This is a genomic window from Haemophilus sp. C1, assembly GCF_001276515.1.
GTDB lineage: Bacteria > Pseudomonadota > Gammaproteobacteria > Enterobacterales > Pasteurellaceae > Haemophilus.
Window position 1 is genome coordinate 1 of sequence record NZ_LDVZ01000025.1, and the last position, 21,823, is coordinate 21,823.

A 21,823-nucleotide genomic window follows, 5' to 3' on the forward strand; every position below is an offset into this window, starting at 1 on the left:
AACAATCCTTTAAATAACAGTCTAACTTTTTGGGGTCAGATCAAAATAACCGCACTTTTCATTCTAAACGTTATTCACCGCGTTTTAGCATGCCTTGTTTTTTCAAATTCACCAGAATAATTGAAATTGCTGCAGGAGTGATGCCTGAAATTCGGCTCGCTTGGCCAATGGAAACGGGGCGATGCTGTTCTAACTTCGCACGCACTTCATTAGATAAACCAGACACTTTGCTGTAATCAAAGTTAGCCGGGATAGTTGTATTTTCGTGGCGTTTTTGTTTTTCGATTTCTTCTTGTTGATGCTCAATATAGCCTTGATACTTAATGGCAATTTCCACTTGTTCTACAGCTTCTCTATCTTCCATTGCCGGTTTGTATGGCGTTAAAGAAGTCAAAATATCGTAGGTCATTTCTGGACGGCGTAATAAATCTTCACCGCTGGCTTCACGCACAAGTGGGCTGCTAAGTACTTTATTCGCTTCTTCTAAATATTCCGAACGAGGATGTAACCAAATGCTGCGTAAACGTTGGCGTTCTTGTTCTATATTTTCCATTTTTTGATTAAAGCGCGCCCAACGAGCCTCATCAATCAAACCTAATTCATGGGCAATTGGCGTTAAACGAATGTCTGCATTATCTTCACGTAATAACAAACGATATTCCGCACGAGAAGTAAATACGCGATATGGTTCTTTGGTACCAAGCGTGCAAAGGTCATCAACCAATACGCCAGTATAAGATTGATCACGGCGTGGATACCATGCCTCTTTTTCTTGTACATAAAGACCAGCATTAATCCCCGCTAATAAGCCTTGAGCTGCCGCTTCTTCATAACCCGTTGTACCATTAATTTGACCTGCGAAGAATAAACCTGAAATAGCTTTTGTTTCTAATGTTGGTTTTAAATCGCGTGGATCAAAATAATCATATTCAATGGCATAACCTGGCTTCACAATGCGTGCATTTTCTAACCCTTTCATGGAATTAACAATGCCCATTTGTACGTCAAACGGTAAACTGGTAGAAATCCCGTTTGGATAGACTTCATTACTGGTTAAGCCTTCTGGTTCCAAATAGATTTGATGTGAATTACGATCCGCAAAACGCATCACTTTATCTTCAATGGATGGACAATAACGAGGGCCAATACCTTCAATCACACCGGTATACATTGGACTGCGATCCAAGTTATTACGGATCACTTCATGGGTTTGTTCATTAGTATGGGTGATATAACAAGGAATTTGTTGAGGGTGATCATCCACTGATCCCATAAAAGAGAATACCGGTAATACGGCATCACCATGTTGTTTAGCTAAAATATCAAAATTGATCGTACGCGCATCAATACGTGGTGGTGTACCTGTTTTAAGACGATCTACACGTAATCCGAGATCTCTTAATCTATGTGAAAGATTTACAGAAGCAGGATCCCCAGCTCGACCACCTTCATAATTTTCCAAACCAATATGAATTTTACCTGCTAAGAAAGTACCTGCAGTTAATACCACTGATTTAGCACGAAAAGTTAATCCCATTTTTGTGCTAACGCCTGCAACTCGATCTTGCTCAATCAGAATATCGGTCGCTTCTTGTTGGAAAATATCTAAATTAGGTTGATTTTCTAATGCAGTACGAACAGCTTGACGATATAGAACTCTGTCAGCTTGAGCTCGAGTAGCACGTACTGCAGGGCCTTTACTGCTATTTAAAGTACGAAATTGGATCCCTGCTTTATCTGCAGCATGGGCCATTAAACCGCCCATTGCATCGACTTCTTTTACTAAATGACCTTTACCGATCCCACCAATTGCAGGGTTACAAGACATTTGCCCTAAAGTATCTACATTATGCGTTAATAAAAGGGTTTTTAATCCCATTCGAGCTGGTGCAAGCGCGGCTTCTGTACCCGCATGGCCACCACCGATCACAATCACATCATAAGTTTCAGTGTAAAACATATCTATCTCTATTATTTATTCGGATCAAAAAATTGGCGCTATTTTACAGAAATTTAAAACACCTGACAAAAAAAGAATGGATCTATTGATCCTTTCAAAGATCAGGTTTGTATTAGTAAATAAGATCTCTTTTTATATATAAAGATCTTATTATTGTTACTATTAAGATCCTTTGTGGTTATGAGTAACCTTATTCGATCCTTATGGAAACAGGTGTTATAGGATCCAAAGATCTTGTGAAAATGCGATCATTTTCTTTAAAAATCTTGTGTGTAAAATGGAAAGTTATTAATAATTTTATTTTTTCTTAAAGTTACCAAGTGAGTAAAAACAGTTTTATGACAGATTATTTATGAGTTATCCACAGATAAAAATGAATTTTTATTGAAATCCCTATAATTTAGTTTTTTTAAACAATTAATTTTATTAAATGTACGTTTTATGACTTGACATTGTAGTTACTACAGACTTTATGCTTCTTGCAAAGTAAATCAAATAGTTAAGAAAATAAAATGAAAGAAGTTTCTATAGTAAAAAATTATACTCCTAAAGAATATCAGCAACATGCATCTTGCCCTCATAGCCAAATTTCTAAAAATAAAATGGTATTAGGCATTAGTTTTGCAATTATTACCTTTTATATGGTTGTTGAATTTCTAGGGGGATATTGCTTTAACAGCCTTACTTTGATGGCTGATGCTGGGCATATGGCAAATGATAGTTTATCTATTTTTTTAGCATGGATTGGGTTATTTTTAAGTCTAAGATGGCAAAAATGGTTAGCTTTAATCAATGGAATCTCATTAGTTTGGGTCGCTATTTGGATTTTTATCGAGGCTGTAACACGTTGGCAGGCTCCGATAGAAATAGTCGCTTTGCCAATGTTAGGTGTAGCTTTACTAGGGTTTGGGATTAATTTGTTGGTAGCTTTTATTATGCTAAAAAGTAATCGCCATAATTTGAATATTCGTGCAGCATATTTGCATGTTTTAGTAGATTTATTTGGTTCGGTTGTTGCTATTATTGCAGGAATAAGTGCTTATTGGTTAAATTGGCAGTGGGTTGATGTAGTGGCTAGTGGTATTTTAAGTCTTTTTGTCTTATACAGCGGTATTTCCACAGTTTCTAGAGCTGTTAAATCCTTGTATGATAGTAATACACATTTTTTATTAGATGATCATTCTCATTAAAGTAAAAAATTGCTTGAGGAAATAATGAAAATTAGCGAATTAAGTAAATCTACGCATACTAATATTGAAACTATCCGCTACTATGAAAAGCAAGGAGTATTGCAGCCACCTAAGCGATTGGCTAATGGTTATCGATATTATGATGAAAAAAGTGTAGAACAATTAAAATTTATCAAAAAATGTCGAACGTTGGGTTTCTCTTTAGAGAATATTAAGGCACTCAATCGTATTAAATTTAGTATGAAAGATCATTATCAAGCGGATCAATTAGTACTGAATCAACTGATTCAAGTGGAAAATAAAATATCTCAATTATTAGAAATCAAAGATTTTTTACAGTCTATTGTTACCGAAAGTGAACATAATGAAGAGGAATGTAAAGCAATAGAAGGGTTGAAAAGCGAATGCAATTTGTAAAAATACTCAAAAATTTGACCGCTCTTTAGGAAGAAAAAATGCCGCCTAAATTTTAATTTTTAGACGGCATTTTATTTTCCTAATTATTATTTAGATAAATCAATTTGATACACTGCAAAACCGATTTCGTCAGTACCCACCTGTTTCATCGGATATTGTGCTTTTTCAGCGATAAATTTCGCCGCTTGTTCGCTTGGCGATGTTTCAAAACGGACATCTAATTTATCGTTGCCTTTGATTGGCGTAAAGCGCCAGTTTTTATCCGCGCTAGGATTTACAGAACCTTCTTTTTCACTGGTTACTTTAATGTAATCAGCTAAAATTTGACGGTTTTCATCTGGTGATGCGTAAACAATATGTTGATCGCCAGTGCCTGGGAATTTATTACCATAAGCACGATAGTTATTCGTTGCAATCAATAATTCTGCTTTTGGATCAACCGGTTTACCTTGATAAGTGAGGTTCACTACACGATGCGATTCTGGGTTAATTAATTTACATTCGCCATCGTAACGAGCAGGTTTGGTTAGATCGTATTCATAATTGACACCATCAATTACATCAAAGTTATAAGTGCGGAACCCTTCCCAATCGATTAATGATTGTGGTTTATCACTTGTAGGGTCAATTTGTTTAAACATACCAGCACTACATTCTAACCATTCTTTTAATTGTTCGCCTGTTGCTTTAACCACCACTAATGTATTTGGATAGAGATATAAGTCTGCCGCATTACGGAAAGTTAATTCACCTTTATTTACTTCGGTATAACCTGTTGGGTCATTTTTACGACCACCCGCTTTAAATGGAGCACCTGCACTTAGAATAGGTAAGCCTGCCATTGCTGCAACACTTGGTGCAACTTTTTCTACATAAGCTTTTTGCGCTTGGTTAACAATTTGAATGGTTGGATCATCTTGTACTAATGCAAGATAGCTGTACATATTATCTGTTGCTTTACCAATAGGTTGAGACACAAATTTACGTGTCGCTTCGTGAACTGGTTTTAAAAGTGCGGTAATTTCTGGGTCATTTTCTGCAAGTGCTTTTTTATTTTCTGCATCATAGATTGGACGAAGAACCGCTTTTCCAGAGGTTACAATCCATTTTCCTTTGTGTTCTGTTAAGCCTAAATCCACCACGCTGATATTATTTGCCCAATAACCAGCCATACTTTCTGGTACACCTTTTACTGTACCATTTACGATGTCTGCATTTGGTGATTTCGCAAATTCTTTATTTGGGAATAAACGGTGTGAGTGACCAAAAATGACGGCATCAATATGTGGAACATCAGCTAGATAGAATGCTGAGTTTTCGGCACCTTCTTGATAAGGTTCATCTGATGGGCCTGTGTGAGCTAATGCAACGACAATATCTGCCCCTTTTTTCTTCATTTCAGGTACATATTTTTGTGCTGTTTTTACAATATCACGGGTTTCAACTTTGCCTTGAAGGTTTGCTTTATCCCAAACCATAATTTGCGGTGGCACAAAACCGATGTAACCAATTTTTAATTTATGTGTTTTACCTTGATTATCAACAACTGATTTTTCTTGAATGACATAAGGTGTGAAATAAGGTTCTTCAGTTCCGACTTTTACTACGTTGGCATTCACAATTGGGAATTTAGCTTGTTTGATGGCATCTGCAAGATAATTGAGACCATAGTTAAATTCGTGGTTACCTAATGTACCCACTTCATAATTCATCGCATTTAAACAATCGACCGCAGGGTTAGATTTACCCTCTTTATAGCCTTGTGCAGCTTGATAGTCTGCAATTGGATTACCTTGAATTAGATCACCGTTATCTACTAATACACTATTTTTTACTTCAGAACGAGCTTGACGAATAAGGCTTGCTGCACGAGTAAAACCGAATTTCTCGGTTGGGGCGTCTTTGTAATAATCAAAGTCTGTTAAGAAACTGTGAACGTCAGTAGTAGCAACAATACGTAAATCTACATCATGTTTACCTTTTGCTGTCGCAAAACGGCTTGCACTTAATGCAAGAATACTGCTTGCACCGATTTGAATAAAATGACGTCTATTAATCATTGAGTTTTCCTTATAAGGTGAGTAGATATTGCCTTTATTCTAAGAAAAATAGTAGATTCTTAAAAGAAAGGAGTAAAAATATTTTTATTTAATTAAGCTAATAATCTTTGTACTAAAGAAGTATAAATATTAACCCCAGTAAGCAATTGATTTTCATCAAAATCAAATTCAGCTTCATGATGACCTGCTGTGCGATCTGCTCCAAGAATGAAGTAAATAGCTTTGCCTCCGTGTTCTTGTACACGTCTACCTAAAATAGTCGCATCTTCACTTGCATTGAAAGCATAATTTGAATTTACGTTATTTATTTGTGGTTGTTCAAGGGATATTTCTTCGATGAGTTTTATAAGTTCAACATCGTTATTCATATCCACTGCTTCACCTACAATTTCAGTTTCATATGCAACATCAAAACTTATGGAGATACCTTTGGCTATTTGCATGACTTGTTCAGTCATGTATTCATTAATTGCTTTATTTTCTCCCCGCACTTCTAATTGTAATTCAGCAGAGGATGGAATGACATTTCGTCCTTCACCCGCTCTTAGCACACCCACATTAATTCTTGTCATGCCTTCACCATGGCGTGCAATACCATGAAGTTGAGTGACTGTATGCGCTGCAGCTAATAAGGCATTACGACCTAAATGGGGCGCTGCACCTGCATGTGCAGGTTTACCTTTGTAGCGAATATCAATTTTTGTAGTGGAAAGAAAATTTCTTGGATTAGCAATAACAGTGCCTGTATTCGCGCAAAAACTAATGTGTGAAGAAGCAAAATAATCTGCATCATCAATTATGCCACTTTGTGCAATGGCTGCTGCACCTCGAACACCTTCTTCTGCTGGTTGGAATACAATTTTTACTTTTCCAGTGAGTTTATCTTTGTTCTGAGCGATCCATAATGCAACGCCTAGACCTATTGTAATGTGTGAATCATGTCCACAAGCATGCATAAAACCATCGTTAATTGAGGCAAAACCTTCTTTATTTGGAATATGCTCTGGTGAGCGAGTTTCAGTTACATTCACACAGTCTATGTCAAAACGTAATGCAATAGTTTTCCCTAGTTTACCTGAATCAAATAATGCCACACAACCAGTATATCCTTCCATTTTTTCTAGCCATTTTTCATTGGCTCCATAGGCTTTTGCATTAGCTAAACCTTTATCTACTACGGCTTGTTTTCGTCCACGAACAAAATCCGGATTTATAATTTGTTTGCCTAGAAAAATTTCAAAACAATCTAAGTCTTCCAAGTAATCTGCAATGCGAGAAGTTGTCCAAAATTCACTCCAACCAATTTCTGGAAAACGATGAAATTCACGACGCCATTTAACAAGTTGATTTAAATCTAAGTTCATTTTTTTCTTCCTTTAAAAGTCTATAAAAACAGACCGCACTTAAAAAAGTGCGGTCAATTTTTTACTATTTTTACAACATAAATAATGCTAAGAATAAAACAGCAAGTATCATGCCTGGCGCGGTACGTTTTACCATTTCTACTGGACTTACCATCGCAAGTCCTGCACAAACAATAGTTACGCCTGCAATTGGTGAAGCTGTACGACCAATTGCACCAGCAATGGCTGCTGCCATACCAAGATTTACATGAGTGTAACCGAGTTCTACAGCATGTGGTGTGACAGCAGTGTTAAAGGCAATCGCTGCAGCATCACCAGAGCCTGTAATTAAGCCCATTAAGAATGGTCCAATTGTTGCACCCCAACGTACAAATTCGTTGGATTCTTTTAAGAAAGAAATTGCAGCATCAACTGCGCCCGTAGATTTTAATCCTGCTACAAAAACACTGGCTGCAATGATGATACCAAGTACGTTTGCATAAGAATTTCCCATACCATTGAAAAATTCTTCAGTGATTTTTACTGGGGAAATGCGAGTGACGATAATGCCGTAAATTGCACCAATCAGCATCGCTTGAGGCACACCCATTTTAGTCCATTCAAGACCCGGTACTTGTTGTAATGAGGTTCCACCAATTACTAAAATAACTAATGGTATTAATGGTGCAAGGGCATAAAGTACATTGACACCTTCAACAACTTTAATTTCACTTTCTTTTTGTTCTGCAAGATAAGCTTGGCGATGTTGTTCACCATAATCTTTAAAAACAAGCGCAAGAATTGTTAAAACAACCGCACCTATTGCTCCCGCAATCATGCTATATGGCGCATGTGAAAGGTTTACTTGAGTGATAGTTAAGCCTGACATTTCACTAATCATTGCAGAGTGAGAAGAACCTGGGCTCATCATTGATCCAAAAGTCCCTGCTAAAATAGCTGCCCCAGCAGTAGCTGGTCGAACACCCGCACTTTTTAAAACAGGAATTAATGTTGCACCAACCGCAGCTGCACAACCAGCAGCAGAAGGAATAGCAATATTGATGAAAAAGGTGATGACTGTTGCAATCGGAATTAAGAAGAATTTTAATCCGCTTAATGGTTTGGTAAGTAAATGCACTAGATGAGTGTCACATTGAGTGTATTTCATTACATAAGCAAAACCCATACTAGAACAGATGGCCATAATTAATCCGCCAGATGTCATGCTTTTGGCAAAAGCATCTAATGCACCCATTGGATTCAGCGTCAGAATGGACATTATTAAACCGACACCAATCAAAACTGTTCGGGTTTCGGCTTTTTTAATCAGAAAATAAATTGTGGCAATAATGCCAATCACTGCAACGATGGATTTGAATAATTCCATTATATGTTCCTTTTAAGTTAATAAGAAAAAGTTGTATTGATATCAAATGTGCCACATTCCATATTTTCACTGAAGCACAAAATAGGATTTTCACCCAACACAGTTGCCATTTCATTTTGTATATGAAGTGCAGAACCTTCAGGTAAGGCATATACAAGTGCGGTTGGATTAACGAGTAAAAATTCAGCCAAACGTTCTTCTCGGCTTTCGCCATTATGACCTTGCATTTTACCTGAAATAAAGTGCGGATTAATTTGATGAGGAAAAAGCTGTAATGCTTGAAATGAAGGAGGATAAGTAATCGGCATATCATTCGTTGTCATAATGGATGCACCCACTACATTTGCCCCAGCACTCCAACCAAAATAAGGCGTACTGTTATTCACTTTTTCACGAATGATATCAATTAAATTGTGTTCATAAAGCTGTTTTAACAAACAAAATGTATTCCCGCCGCCAATAGCGATGACATCTGCTTGTTCAATAATATCTCGATGCTGTTTACCATGATGAACGGAAACAATATTCATCTCTAAATAAGAAAGTGCATTTTGCACAGTTTTTTCGTATTCATCAAAAGTGCGGCGTACCCCAGCATAAGGCACAAAAGCAATTGTTTTACCACGATAATCCGCCAAGAAATTTTGTAACCAAGGTAGAGTGTGTTCAAGATAACCTGTGTTCTTGTATTTTGAGCTACTGAGCAGTAACATGTTTTTCATTTTCTACTCCTTTTTATAGGTATTTAGAAATACCGATATTACGCTTAGAAAAGGTTAATTTTCAACGAAAAATTATTATTGTTTGACGAATATCAAAAAATAAATCATATCAGGAGAAAACTATGTCAATTAATCTTAATCGTGTTCAAAATTTAATTGAAAAACTGGCTTTTATTTCATCAGTACCAAACGAGCTGACTCGCTTAGCTTTTACAGAGGAGGATGAAAAGGCCCATAATATGATTATTGAATTATGTAAAGAATATGATTTATCTATTCGTCGAGATTCAATTGGAAATCTTTTTATTCGTAAGGCAGGTAAAGAAGATTTTTTACCTGCAGTTGCATTCGGATCGCATATTGATACTGTTGTGAATGCGGGTAAATTTGATGGTCCTTTGGGATCTGTTGCTGGGTTGGAAATTCTTTTGCAATTGTGTGAACAGAATATTCAGACTCGTTATCCTTTAGAATTGATAATTTTTACTTGTGAAGAATCGAGTAGATTTAATTTTGCTACATTGGGTAGTAAAGTTATGTGTGGTATAGTAAATCAAGAAAAATTAAGTTTGTTACGTGATAAACAAGGAAAGGGTTTATCAGAAGCTATGGCTGAAGTAGGAATGAATTTTAATTTGATTAATCAAGCAAAACGTGATGCAAAGGAATTTAAATGTTTTTTTGAACTTCATATAGAACAAGGCCCTCGTTTAGAGAATGAAGGAAAAACAATAGGTGTTGTGACAGGTATTGCTGCTCCAATTCGTGCAATTGTTAAAATTAAAGGACAAGCGGATCATTCAGGAGCAACAGCAATGCATTATCGTCATGATGCATTGTTAGGAGGAGCTGAATTATCACTTGCTATTGAGCAAGCGGCTATTCAAGCTGGACATTCTACAGTAGCTACTGTAGGTAATATTACAGCTAAACCAGGAGTAATGAATGTTGTGCCAGGATATTGTGAATTATTAGTAGATATTCGAGGTACACATGTACAAGCTAGAGATTCTGTATTTGAATTATTACAAGAGGAAGTTAGTAAAGTTTCAGAAAAAAGAGGTTTATTAATTGAGTTACAACTTATTTCAAAAGATAATCCAATAGTATTACCTGAAAATATGGTAAACCAAATAGCTGAAACTGCACATTCCCTTGGTTATTCTTACGAAATAATGCCAAGTGGTGCTGGACATGATGCAATGCATATGGCAACACTTTGTCCGACAGGTATGATTTTTGTTCCATCTCATTTGGGAATTAGTCATAACCCTCTTGAATTTACTGATTGGAAATATATAGAGGCAGGAATTAAAGTTTTACAAAAAGTTATATTAGAACAGGCTGAAGTTTGTTAATTATTATAAAAACTCGTATAAATAATGCGAGTTTTTTATAAAGGCAACTCAGTTGTTGATTTAACCGTTTTTAGTGTTACTTCTGATTTTAATGTTTTAATGCCAAGCCTAGAATTGAGATAAGTGGTTTTAATGTGGTTAAATTCTTCTAAATCTGATACACAAAGCTTCAAAAGAAAATCGAAAGTTCCTGCCATAAAATGACATTCGATGATCTGTGGGATTAATTTTACCTCAAAAATAAACCGCTCTTTTAATTCAGTATCTTCTTCAAAGAAAGAACCTAATGCATAAACGATAAGATGACAATTTACTTTCTTGGGATTCAATAAGGCAACATAACTATCAATTACGCCGCTTTCTTCCAGTTGATTTACTCGGCGTAAACAAGCTGAATTTGAAAGTCCTATTTCGTTAGCCAGTTCATTATTTTGTAATCGACCATTGCGTTGCAATGCTTTAAGAATACGGGTATCGATATTGTCGAAGCGTTTTTTAAGCATAGTAAATCCTTTTTATGCTAACAAAAAAGATAACTTATTATAAAAGAAACCGCCTAGAAAAACTGTGATCTAGGCGGCAATTTGACTAATTAGTTAAACACTATATAAAGATACTTGTACTACCAATAAAATGGAACCAATTAGCAATAAGCATCCAATCATTGGCATGACGAATTTAACCCATCTATCAAATGGAATATGCAACATTTGGAGTGTCACCAATACTAATCCTGTTGGTGCCAAGAATAGCATTGCATATTGTCCCCAGTTGTAAGCGGAAACCACGATATCGCGTGGAATACCCACTGAGTCAGCAAGTGGTGCCATAATTGGCATTGAAAGTACGGCTAAACCAGAAGAAGATGGTACGATTAAACCTAGGAAAATAAATACGACTAATTGGCCTAAGATGAATACGCTACCTGGCATACCACTAACCACATTAGACATATAATCAAGGATAGTGTCAGAAATCATACCTTGTTCGAGTACTAAGTTTACGCCACGAGCAAGACCAATGATTAAGGACACGCCTACTAATTCTGATGCACCTTCAGTGAAGGATTCCACAATATCTTTTTCAGACAAGCCACTAATAAACATAATGATGATAGTAATGGCAAGGAAAGATGCAGCCATTTGAGGGAACCACCATCCGCCAACCATTACACCCCAAATCATAATAGGGAATGCAATACAGAAAAGTGTTAAGATTAATTTGCGACGAGCTGAGAATTCGATAGTTGCATTTGGATCAAAGTTCTTCATATAACGTTGGCGAAATTCTTCGCGATCGTCATAAGTGAAAGAAAAACTTGGGTCAGCTTTAATTTTTTTACAGTACCAATAAAGATATGCGATTACGCAAGTAGCCCCTAAAACCAAACCTAGAGCACGGAAACCAATACCTTCAGTAAATTGAATACCAGCTGCATTTGATGCGATAACAACGGAGAATGGGTTAATTGTAGAGAATGCAGTTCCCATAGATGAAGCAAGGAATATAGCCCCTACGCAGACTATCGCATCGTATCCCAGAGCCAAGAATACCGGCACTAGAATTGGATAGAATGCCACGGCCTCTTCTTCAATACCGCATGTTGTGCCACCTAACACCATTAAGACGGATACGCTGAATACAATAAAAAACTCATTACCTTTGGTTTTTTTCGCGAGAGCCATCAAACCAGCATTAAAAGAACCGGTTCGGTTAATAACACCAATCATACCCCCTAATACGAAGATAAAGACCATGACATCAACGGCTTCGATAGTTCCTTCCACCATACTTTTTGTGATGTCTTCAATGCCTTTGTGGTGTTGTTCTACACGTTGATAGGTACCAGGAATAGCGATTGGTTTTTTGATTACGCCTTCGGTGAAGTTGGAGAGTTTAATTTTGATATTGAGATTATCAAGAGTGTCTGTTGTGGCGGGATAAGTTTTATCGTCAACGCCGTAAGCTTTGACAACAAATACATTATCAGTGGAATTATATGTTAATTTTGAATATGAACCGGATGGAATTACCCAGGTCAATCCAACAGCGAGAATTAATATTGCAAATAAAATGGTAAACGCTGATGGGAAATTAAACGTTTTCTTCTTTTTGGACGCATCCATAGCGAGCTCCTTATGTGTAACGTTTAAAGTGCGGTTGGTAAAAACATCGGTTAAACGAACCGCACTTTTTACCTTGAGAATGACCTCTCAAAGTTCTTTTATTATTTAGGCATAATAGGATATGCCTTCAGCTTTTTTCGTAATACGAGTACCAGCTTTTCCTTTCACAATGTCCACAATATCAGATAAAGAGCCTATTACTGCATCTTTTCCTGTTTGTTTCGCAAAGTTGATCGCGGCTTGTACTTTCGGCCCCATGGAACCTGCAGCGAAACCAAGTTCTGAAATGGCTTCAGGTGATGCGACAGAAATTGCTTTTTGAGTTGGTTTACCCCAATCTACGAAAGTTGCAGAAACATCAGTTGCGATGATAAATAAATCCGCATCAAGATTTTCCGCAAGTAAAGCTGAACATAAATCTTTGTCGATAACGGCTTCAACACCTTGTAAATTATGGTTTTCATCATAATAGGTCGGGATACCGCCGCCACCCGCACAAATTACGATACTGCCTTTTTCAAGCAACCATTTGACCGGACGAATTTCAAAAATACGTTTTGGTAATGGACTTGGTACAACGCGACGATATTTATCACCATCTTGTGCGATAGACCAATTTTTTTCTTTTGCCAAACGTTCAGCTTCTTCTTTCGTATAAACAGGGCCAATTGGTTTAGTTGGATTTTTGAAAGCTGGGTCGTTGATATCAACTTCTACTTGAGATAATAAAGTTGCAAATGGCACTTCAAATGGAACTAAATTACCGAGTTCTTGTTGAATCATATAACCAATCATTCCTACTGACTCTGCACCTAATACATCTAAAGGATAGGTTGGCACATCAGTATAGGCAGCGCCTTGTAAGGCGAGCAAACCAACTTGTGGGCCATTACCGTGTGCTATCACTAATTCATTATTTGGCCAAATTTTAGCAATTTGCTCACAAGCAATGCGAACATTTTGTCGTTGATTTTCGGCTGTCAGCGGCTCTCCGCGTCGTAATAACGCATTACCGCCTAATGCAATCACTATTCTCATACTGCCTCCTTATGCCAAACTTGCTACCATTACCGCTTTAATTGTGTGCATACGGTTTTCTGCTTGTTCAAATGCAATGTTCATTGGAGATTCAAATACGTCTTCAGTTACTTCAATACCATTAGCTAATTCAGGATATTTTTCAGCAATTTGACGACCAACTTTGGTTTCACTGTTATGGAAGGCAGGTAAGCAGTGCATAAATTTCACTTTTGGATTACCAGTGCGTTTCATTAATTCTGGGGTTACTTGATAAGGAAGTAATAATTTAATGCGTTCGCCCCAAGTTTCTAATGGTTCACCCATTGAAACCCACACATCAGTATGGACAAAATCTACACCTTTCACCGCTTTGTCGATATCTTCAGTTACAGTAATACGAGCACCACTTTCTTTCGCAAATTTTTCGCACATTTCTACAAGACTTGCTTCTGGTAATAATGCTTTAGGTCCACAAATCCGCACATCCATACCTAATTTTGCACCAATTAATAAAAGTGAATTACCCATGTTATTGCGAGCATCCCCAATATATACATAGCTAATTTCGCTTAATGGTTTGTCGCAATGTTCAATCATGGTAAGTACGTCGGCAAGCATTTGTGTTGGGTGGAATTCATCGGTTAAACCATTGAATACTGGTACACCAGCATAATCAGCAAGTTCTTGAACGATACTTTGTTTAAAGCCACGATATTCAATACCATCATACATTCTGCCTAATACGCGGGCGGTATCTTTCATACTTTCTTTGTGGCCAATTTGGGAGGAGTTAGGGTCGATGTAGGTGACTTGAGCGCCTTGGTCATGAGCGGCGACTTCGAATGCACAACGTGTGCGGGTGGAGGTTTTTTCAAAGATGAGCGCGATATTTTTGCCTTTTAATTTTTGTTGTTCTGTGCCTGCATATTTGGCTCGTTTCAAATCTCGGGAGAGATCTAAGAGATATTTAATTTCACGTTCTGTGTGATGAACAAGACTAAGTAAATGTCTATTTTTCATATTGAAAGCCATAATAATCTCCTTGTGTTTTGACTATCCATTGGGGAATAAACATACATCATTCGAGATACTGCTTGTCGTTCGAACAGTTGCATTATAAGAGAAATAAAATGAAATTTGTTATCGTTTTTCAACTGGTAATGCCAATATATAGAATTTTATTGCGTGGTTTTTAGTATTGTTAGAATTTGTGTTCTTTCAAATAAAAATAGATTAATTCGTTATTGGTATTAATTTAATCTAGATCAAACAAATTCTAATTAATCTAAATTTCCTTTTGTATCTAGTAGAAAAAAGGTTTTATCATTTTTTTATAAATCTGAGTGATTTTATCGGGTTTATAACGAAACTTTCTATTCTAATCAAAAGGACTTAATTATGTACTGCGTACAATGCGAACAAACAATGCGTACACCTGTGGGTAACGGTTGTAGTTACTCTCAAGGAATGTGCGGTAAAACTGCGGAAACTTCTGATTTACAAGACCTCCTTGTTGCAACTCTGCAAAGCTTATCTGCTTGGGCTATTCAAGCGAGAGATTTAGCTATTATCGATAATGAAATTGATGCTTTTACGGCACAAGCATTTTTTTCTACCTTGACTAATGTAAACTTTGATTCTCAACGTATAGTTGAATATGCGCAACAAGCCATCGCTTATCGCGATAATTTAATGAAACGCTGCCGTACACTAAATCCAAGTATTGATATAAACCATCCATTAGCTCATTTACAGCTTGAAGGCGCAACGATTTCTGATTTAACAAAACAAGCAGCGAATTTTGCCCTAAATTCTGACCGCACTTTGATTGGGGAAGAAGTACATGGCGTGCGTATGCTTTGTTTATACGGTTTAAAAGGTGCGGCTGCTTATATGGAACATGCCCATGTTTTAGGTAAATTTGATAATGAGGTATATCGTCAATTCCATGAGTTTATGGCGTGGCTAGGAACAAATCCAAGCGATCTAAATGAATTGTTAGAAAAGGCGCTTGGCATCGGTAATATGAATTTTCAAGTAATGAGTTTATTAGATGCGGGTGAAACAGAAGCATTTGGTCATCCTGTTCCCGCAACGGTAAATGTGAAGCCTGTAGCAGGAAAATGTATTTTAATTTCTGGTCATGATTTAAAAGATTTAAAAGCACTTTTAGAACAAACGGAAGGCACAGGGATAAATATTTATACTCATGGTGAAATGTTACCTGCGCATGGTTACCCAGAATTGAAAAAATACAACCATTTAGTTGGTAACTATGGAAGTGGTTGGCAAAATCAGCAGAAAGAATTTGCTAAATTCCCTGGCCCCGTAATTATGACCTCTAACTGTATTATTGATCCTAATGTTGGTAATTATGCAGATCGTATTTATACCCGTAGTATTGTGGGCTGGCCTGGTGTAACGCACATTGAAGATCGTGATTTCAGTCAAGTTATCGCGAAAGCGCAAGAAATGGCAGGATTCCCTTATGATGAATTAGAACACAAAATTACAGTTGGGTTTGGTCGTCAAACTTTATTAGATGCTTCAGATGCGGTGATTAATCTTGTTGCTGGTGGAAAATTGCGTCATGTTTTCTTAGTGGGCGGTTGTGATGGCAGCAAAGGTGAACGTAGCTATTACACTGATTTTGCTCGTCAAGTACCAGAAGATTGTGCGATTTTAACTTTAGGTTGTGGTAAATATCGTTTTAATAAATTGGATTTTGGCGCTATTGATGGGTTACCTCGCTTGCTAGATGTTGGGCAATGTAATGATGCGTATTCTGCGATAATGCTTGCTGTAAATCTTTCACAAAAACTAGGTGTTGGCGTTAACGAATTGCCATTAACACTTGTGCTTTCTTGGTTTGAGCAAAAAGCTATTGTTATTTTGCTTACCTTATTGGCGTTAGGTGTTAAAAATATCTATACAGGGCCGACAGCTCCCGCATTTTTAAATGATAATGTGATGGCATTATTAAATGAAAAATTTGGTTTGCGCGGTTTGACTACGCCTGAACAAGATATGGCAGAAGCTTTAGCTAAATAACATTTCATAGAAAAGTGCGGTCGATTTTTTAATTTGTAGTATTAGTTTTATAAACATTTTAAAAATCCACCGCACTTTTTTCTATCTTCAAAGAGAAAATTCTATGTCAAATAATCAGAATCCGTTGTGTTATAACGAAATGCAGGTGCATTCTATTCATCAGGAAACAGATGATGTCTATACAATTGAATTAATAGCACAAGATTTTTACCCTTATGAGCCTGGCCAGTATGCTTTAGTGAGTATTCGTAATACACCAAATATTGTACGAGCTTATACGCTATCGTCTACGCCAGGAATGAGCCGTTTTGTTACTTTAACCGTTCGTCGTATTAAAAATGGAGTTGGTTCTAATTGGATTACATCCGAAATTAAAGAAGGTGATCAAATTTGGCTATCCGATCCAATGGGTAAATTTACCTGTACCCGCATTGTAAGTGATCGATATTTGCTTGTTGCTGGTGGATGTGGCGTTACGCCAATCATGTCTATGACTCGATGGTTATTAAAAAATAAACCAGGTGTAGATGTGGTTGTATTCTATAGTGTCCATTCGCCTAAAGATGTTATTTTTAAACGAGAATGGGTATTACTGAAAGAACAATTTCCACAGTTAAAATTATTTATTAATGCTTCTGTTGATGCAGATGATGGCTTTATCGCTGGACGTTTAAATAGTCAAATGTTATCTGACCTTGTACCCAATATAGCTGATTATACAGTGCTTACTTGTGGCCCTGAGAGTTATATGAGTGATTTACGTGCGATGACAGAATCCCTTGGTATCCCATCAGAGCGTTTCTTTTTAGAGCAATTTCATTCTTCAGCAGAAAATTGTATGTTAGATAATAGTAAACAAGTGACGCTTTCTATTACTAATCCAGTACCTCAAACTTTTTCTGTACCTGTTGGAAAAACATTGTTAGCTGCTTTGGAAGAGCATAAAGCACCGATTATTGCTGCCTGTAGAGAAGGTATTTGTGGTTCTTGTAAAACTTTAGTGGTGAGTGGTGATTATGAAGTGAGTTCAAACGGACCGTTGACAGAAGATGAAATTAAACAAGGTTATGTTTTAGCGTGCTGCTGTCAAATGAAAGGAAATATATCAGTTGATTTAATGCCTTAATCCTTAATAAAGTGCGGTTATTTTTATTACGGTTTTTTATACATTGATCTTAGACAAGGGCAATTTGTATATTTAGTGATATGATAACCGCAAATTATTTTTTGAGGTTTTTATGAATTTACCTTTTCGAGCAATGGTGTCTGATTTAGATGGCACCCTTTTAACTCCTGAACATTTAGTGGGTGATCTTACCATTGATACGCTGAGAGCATTAGAGCAAAACGGTGTGGATATCATTTTGGCAACGGGGCGTAACCATACCGATGTGTCATCCATTCTTGGAAAAATTGGTGCGGAACGTGCGGTTATGATTACATCAAATGGTGCTCGTGTACGGGATTTACAGGGTAATTTGCTTTATAGCAACAGCTTGCCTGAAGAGTTAGTTCTAGAGCTTTACAAAACGCCATTTGATACTTCCAAAGTATGCATGAATAGCTATCAAGATGAAGGTTGGTTTACTAATAAAGATATTCCTGCAATGCGTCAGTTCCATAAAGAATCTGGATTCGATTATAACGTAGTTGATTTTTCCAAACATCATGGACGTGGGACAGAAAAAGTCTTTTTTATTGGTAAAAGTCCAGAGGATTTAGTTGAAGTAGAAACTTATTTACGAGATAAGTTTGGTGATGTAACGACAATAGTTTATTCAGCATTAGCTTGTTTGGAAGTAATGAATAAGAATGTTTCAAAAGGCGACGCATTAAAACATTTACTCGAATCGCGAGAATATGAGTTAAAGGACTGTATTGCTTTTGGTGATGGAATGAATGATGTAGAAATGCTTTCTTGGACTGGTAAAGGCTGTATCATGCAAGATGCAGATATTCGTTTAAAAAAAGCTTGTCCAGAGTTAGAAGTTATAGGCTCAAATAAAGAAGAATCTGTCGCTCGTTATTTGAGAACCCAATTTGGATTAGATTATTAATGCAGGCATTATTATTCATAAGTTGTGGTGCAATATTAGGCGCGTCATTGCGTTGGGCTATAGGATTGTTATTTAATCCTTTATTTTCTTCGTTTGCTTTTGGGACTTTAATCGCTAATTTGCTTGGTTGTTTAATTATTGGTGTATTACTTGGGCTTTTTTGGCAATTTCCACAAATTAGTGCTGAATGGCGGTTATTTTTAATTACCGGTTTTTTAGGATCGCTAACCACATTTTCTTCTTTTTCTTCCGAAGTTGTGGAATTATTTTTTAATGACAAGTGGTTAAATGGATTTTGTGTATTGATGATGCATTTATTCGGATGTTTAGCTATGACTGTGTTGGGCATTTGGATATATAAAATTTGTTCTCAACTTTTACATTAATCCCATTCACTTTGGTTTTGCCCAATTAAATCAGCAAATTCATTGCTACGAAATCCATGTGATAGCATATATTGCCAAATTTTTTGTTTCATTTTAGGCGTTTGCTGTTCGTTGTAATTTGGGAATTTTTTACGTAACAAGTTCTCAGCCATTTCATACCAATCAATTTCTGATTCCATTAAAACTTCATCAATAATATCAGAAGACACACCTTTTAATTGGAGTAATTCTTGTCGAATTCGTCCTAAACCATAACCTTTTTGCGCGCGTGAATTTAGATAATTTTCTGAAAAACGACGATCACTTTGCCAATTTTTTGCCTGGCATAAAGATAATGCATCATCAATTTCTTCTTCCGAAAAGTTCTTTTCCTGCATTTTATTGCGGAGCTCGAATTCACTATATTCTCTGCGGGAAAGAAGATTAACTATGTAATTAAAAGCAAGAGATGACAAGGAATGATTCCTTTATTTTTATTGAGTTGATATAAAGTGCGGTTAAAAATGACCGCACTTTTGGCGTTGATGATTTGATTTATTCAAAATCACTTTCTGATTCTGAACTATTTTCAGATTGTTCAATGTCAGCCATTAAAGCTTGTTCTGGATTAGCCACTAATTCTGCGCGTAAACGAGCTTCTAACTCATCTGCTTTTTCTGGATTTTCATTGAGCCATTTCATTGAGTTAGTTTTACCTTGGCCAATTTTTTCGCCATTATAGGAATACCAGGCGCCTGATTTTTCTACAAGTTTGTGTTTTACCCCAAGTTCTAATAATTCACCTGCTTTTGAAATGCCTTCTCCATAGAGAATTTGGAAATCCACTTGGCGGAATGGTGCCGCTAATTTGTTTTTCACTACTTTTACCCGGGTTTCATTTCCAATGATATTTTCACCATCTTTTACAGAACCTGTACGGCGAATATCCAAGCGAACTGAAGAATAGAATTTTAATGCATTACCGCCAGTGGTGGTTTCAGGATTACCAAACATCACGCCTATTTTCATACGGATTTGGTTAATAAACACAACTAGACAGTTTGCATTTTTAATTTGGCCAGTAAGTTTACGTAAAGCTTGTGACATTAAACGAGCTTGTAGCCCCATATGGGAATCACCCATATCCCCTTCAATTTCAGCTTTTGGTGTCAGTGCGGCAACGGAGTCCACAATAATTACATCAATTGCGCCAGAGCGAACTAATGCATCACAGATTTCAAGTGCTTGTTCACCATTATCAGGTTGAGAAACAAAAAGTTCTTTTACATCTACCCCAAGTTTTGCGGCATAAATAGGATCAAGTGCGTGTTCCGCGTCAATAAACGCACAGGTTTTTCCTGCTTTTTGCGCTTGAGCAATGACGGAAAGAGTTAATGTGGTTTTACCTGATGATTCAGGTCCGAAAATTTCTACAATTCGTCCCATAGGTAAACCACCGATTCCTAGTGCAACATCTAAGCCAAGTGATCCAGTAGAAATAGATTCTACATCCAACGTTTTGGTATCGCCTAACTTCATAATTGAGCCTTTACCAAATTGTTTTTCGATTTGCCCTAGTGCAGCCGCTAGAGCTTTTTGTTTTTCTTCTTGAGTCGCCATAATTAAAATCCTGTTTGAATGTTCAATTTTTTGTGATTATATCTGTATTGATGTACAGGTCAAGAAAAATATTTATATTTGTGAAATGTATGAGATCTGTATTCCAAAGAAAGTAGATCAAAACCTTAAAATGAGGGTGGATGATAAAAACTCGTTAATTGAATAATTAGGTTAAATTATATACAAACCATAATAGTAAGAAAAATTTTAAATATAGTATATTTATATATAAACCAATTGTTTACATAAAAATAAATTTCAAATTTACGATCAGCTTCACAAATCTGAAATTTATTCTTAGTAAGATGAAAAACTTCATGATATAAACCAAATCAGAAGTACTTCTACTGACTCTTTTAAAATAATTATTCATTGGAGGTTTAATATGAATATAAAGGATGAGCATATAGATAGTGTTTGCTCTTTGTTAGATCAGTTAGTAGGAAATGTTACCTTTAAAAATCTTTTTACAGGTTACGGTTTGTTTCACAAGGAAGAGACTATGTTTGCCATTTGGCAGAATAAAAAACTTTATCTACGTGGTGAGGATGAACTTGCAATTCAATTAAGTAAATTAGGCTGTGAACCGTTTACAACAAATGAGTTGAATAAGCGATTTGTACTTTCTCAATATTATGCACTTTCAGATCAGGTGATGCGTAATAATATGTTGTGTAGAAAGTTGATTATTCTTTCTATTCAGCAAATTCGCAATCAGAAGTTAGATCGTACTTTAAGAAAGCTAAATAGATTAAAGGATTTACCCAATTTAACTATCAAGCATGAAAGAGCGCTAATAAAAGTTGGCATTACTGATGTTGCAATGCTAAGAGAAATTGGTGCAGAAAATGCATTGGTGGAATTAAAGAAAAGCGGCAGCGGAGCAACTTTAGATTTTTATTGGAAGTTAGTATGTGCTTTGCAAAATAAAAATAGTCAATTTTTAAGTCAATCGGAAAAAGAGCGTTTATTAAAGAAATTAAACGAAATTTTGAGAAAGAATGGCTTGAAAGGCTATAGAAAATTAGATGACGAATAAAATTTGTTCATTCAAATAATTTTTTGCAAAAAGTACTTGCAAGGGTTTAGAAAATCCCTATAATGCACCGCACACAACGACGCACTGTTGTGAAGTATTTAAGTTTCC

At 36.3% G+C, this 21,823-nt stretch carries 19 protein-coding genes; 8 read left to right on the top strand and 11 right to left on the bottom strand.

The annotated features are described in order from the left end of the window. Nucleotides 1-70 precede the first annotated feature (70 nt). Nucleotides 71-1,960 (bottom strand): tRNA uridine-5-carboxymethylaminomethyl(34) synthesis enzyme MnmG, encoded by a 1,890-nt coding sequence (mnmG, locus tag ABW51_RS08300; RefSeq protein ID WP_053466368.1) that lies wholly within the window; start codon nt 1,958-1,960, stop codon nt 71-73. Between the two features lie 512 nt (nt 1,961-2,472). Between mnmG and ABW51_RS08305 the strand changes: the two genes are divergently transcribed. After that, the gene (locus ABW51_RS08305) at nt 2,473-3,150 is read left to right on the top strand and encodes a cation diffusion facilitator family transporter (RefSeq protein WP_053466369.1); all 678 of its coding nucleotides are present in this window, start codon (nt 2,473-2,475) and stop codon (nt 3,148-3,150) included. 24 nt (nt 3,151-3,174) lie between these two features. Beyond that, the gene (locus ABW51_RS08310; protein WP_053466370.1) at nt 3,175-3,567 is read left to right on the top strand and encodes a MerR family transcriptional regulator; all 393 of its coding nucleotides are present in this window, start codon (nt 3,175-3,177) and stop codon (nt 3,565-3,567) included. Between the two features lie 86 nt (nt 3,568-3,653). Here ABW51_RS08310 and cpdB read toward each other — a convergent pair whose 3' ends face one another. The 4 genes from cpdB to pepE form a co-directional block, all read right to left on the bottom strand. Next, nucleotides 3,654-5,627, bottom strand: a complete 1,974-nt coding sequence (cpdB, locus tag ABW51_RS08315; protein WP_053466371.1) for a 2',3'-cyclic-nucleotide 2'-phosphodiesterase — start codon at nt 5,625-5,627, stop codon at nt 3,654-3,656. A gap of 92 nt (nt 5,628-5,719) precedes the next feature. Then, nucleotides 5,720-6,991 (bottom strand): M20 family metallo-hydrolase, encoded by a 1,272-nt coding sequence (locus ABW51_RS08320; protein WP_053466372.1) that lies wholly within the window; start codon nt 6,989-6,991, stop codon nt 5,720-5,722. Nucleotides 6,992-7,061: 70 nt separating this feature from the next. Further along, nucleotides 7,062-8,357, bottom strand: coding sequence for a C4-dicarboxylate transporter DcuC (gene dcuC / locus ABW51_RS08325; protein ID WP_053466373.1), 1,296 nt, complete (start codon nt 8,355-8,357; stop codon nt 7,062-7,064). 17 nt (nt 8,358-8,374) lie between these two features. Further along, nucleotides 8,375-9,079: a dipeptidase PepE gene (gene pepE, locus ABW51_RS08330; protein WP_012055130.1), complete on the bottom strand. Its 705-nt coding sequence runs from the start codon at nt 9,077-9,079 to the stop codon at nt 8,375-8,377. Between the two features lie 122 nt (nt 9,080-9,201). Between pepE and ABW51_RS08335 the strand changes: the two genes are divergently transcribed. Next, entirely contained in the window at nt 9,202-10,437 is a 1,236-nt protein-coding gene (locus ABW51_RS08335; protein WP_053466374.1) for a Zn-dependent hydrolase, read from the top strand. A gap of 35 nt (nt 10,438-10,472) precedes the next feature. Here ABW51_RS08335 and ABW51_RS08340 read toward each other — a convergent pair whose 3' ends face one another. The 4 genes from ABW51_RS08340 to ABW51_RS08355 all read right to left on the bottom strand — a co-directional run bounded on the left by ABW51_RS08340 (nt 10,473) and on the right by ABW51_RS08355 (nt 14,615). After that, nucleotides 10,473-10,940, bottom strand: a complete 468-nt coding sequence (locus ABW51_RS08340) for an Lrp/AsnC family transcriptional regulator (protein WP_053466375.1) — start codon at nt 10,938-10,940, stop codon at nt 10,473-10,475. 93 nt (nt 10,941-11,033) lie between these two features. Next, nucleotides 11,034-12,563: a YfcC family protein gene (locus ABW51_RS08345; protein ID WP_053466376.1), complete on the bottom strand. Its 1,530-nt coding sequence runs from the start codon at nt 12,561-12,563 to the stop codon at nt 11,034-11,036. Between the two features lie 105 nt (nt 12,564-12,668). Next, nucleotides 12,669-13,601, bottom strand: a complete 933-nt coding sequence (gene arcC / locus ABW51_RS08350; protein WP_005632200.1) for a carbamate kinase — start codon at nt 13,599-13,601, stop codon at nt 12,669-12,671. Between the two features lie 9 nt (nt 13,602-13,610). Next, nucleotides 13,611-14,615 carry an ornithine carbamoyltransferase gene (locus ABW51_RS08355; protein WP_009499652.1) on the bottom strand — a complete coding sequence of 335 codons (1,005 nt, stop codon included), beginning with the start codon at nt 14,613-14,615 and terminating at the stop codon, nt 13,611-13,613. A 366-nt stretch (nt 14,616-14,981) separates the two neighbouring features. Between ABW51_RS08355 and hcp the strand changes: the two genes are divergently transcribed. The 4 genes from hcp (at nt 14,982) to crcB (ending at nt 19,077) form a co-directional block, all read left to right on the top strand. Next, nucleotides 14,982-16,634 carry a hydroxylamine reductase gene (gene hcp, locus ABW51_RS08360; protein ID WP_046949265.1) on the top strand — a complete coding sequence of 551 codons (1,653 nt, stop codon included), beginning with the start codon at nt 14,982-14,984 and terminating at the stop codon, nt 16,632-16,634. 103 nt (nt 16,635-16,737) lie between these two features. Further along, nucleotides 16,738-17,760, top strand: a complete 1,023-nt coding sequence (hcr, locus tag ABW51_RS08365) for an NADH oxidoreductase (protein WP_053466377.1) — start codon at nt 16,738-16,740, stop codon at nt 17,758-17,760. 112 nt (nt 17,761-17,872) lie between these two features. Continuing rightward, the gene (locus ABW51_RS08370; RefSeq protein WP_053466378.1) at nt 17,873-18,691 is read left to right on the top strand and encodes a Cof-type HAD-IIB family hydrolase; all 819 of its coding nucleotides are present in this window, start codon (nt 17,873-17,875) and stop codon (nt 18,689-18,691) included. Continuing rightward, nucleotides 18,691-19,077 (top strand): fluoride efflux transporter CrcB, encoded by a 387-nt coding sequence (gene crcB, locus ABW51_RS08375; RefSeq protein WP_053466379.1) that lies wholly within the window; start codon nt 18,691-18,693, stop codon nt 19,075-19,077. The genes ABW51_RS08370 and crcB overlap by 1 nt, the downstream gene beginning before the upstream one ends. Here crcB and recX read toward each other — a convergent pair. Together recX and recA are read right to left on the bottom strand one after the other, a co-directional pair. Further along, nucleotides 19,074-19,532, bottom strand: coding sequence for a recombination regulator RecX (recX, locus tag ABW51_RS08380; RefSeq protein ID WP_053466380.1), 459 nt, complete (start codon nt 19,530-19,532; stop codon nt 19,074-19,076). The two genes, crcB and recX, sit on opposite strands and share 4 nt — an antisense overlap. 79 nt (nt 19,533-19,611) lie before the next feature. Beyond that, nucleotides 19,612-20,676, bottom strand: a complete 1,065-nt coding sequence (gene recA, locus ABW51_RS08385; RefSeq protein ID WP_053466381.1) for a recombinase RecA — start codon at nt 20,674-20,676, stop codon at nt 19,612-19,614. A gap of 385 nt (nt 20,677-21,061) precedes the next feature. Here recA and tfoX point away from each other — a divergent pair, with 385 nt between their 5' ends. Then, nucleotides 21,062-21,715, top strand: coding sequence for a DNA transformation protein TfoX (gene tfoX / locus ABW51_RS08390; protein ID WP_082318429.1), 654 nt, complete (start codon nt 21,062-21,064; stop codon nt 21,713-21,715). The last annotated feature ends 108 nt before the right edge of the window (nt 21,716-21,823 follow it).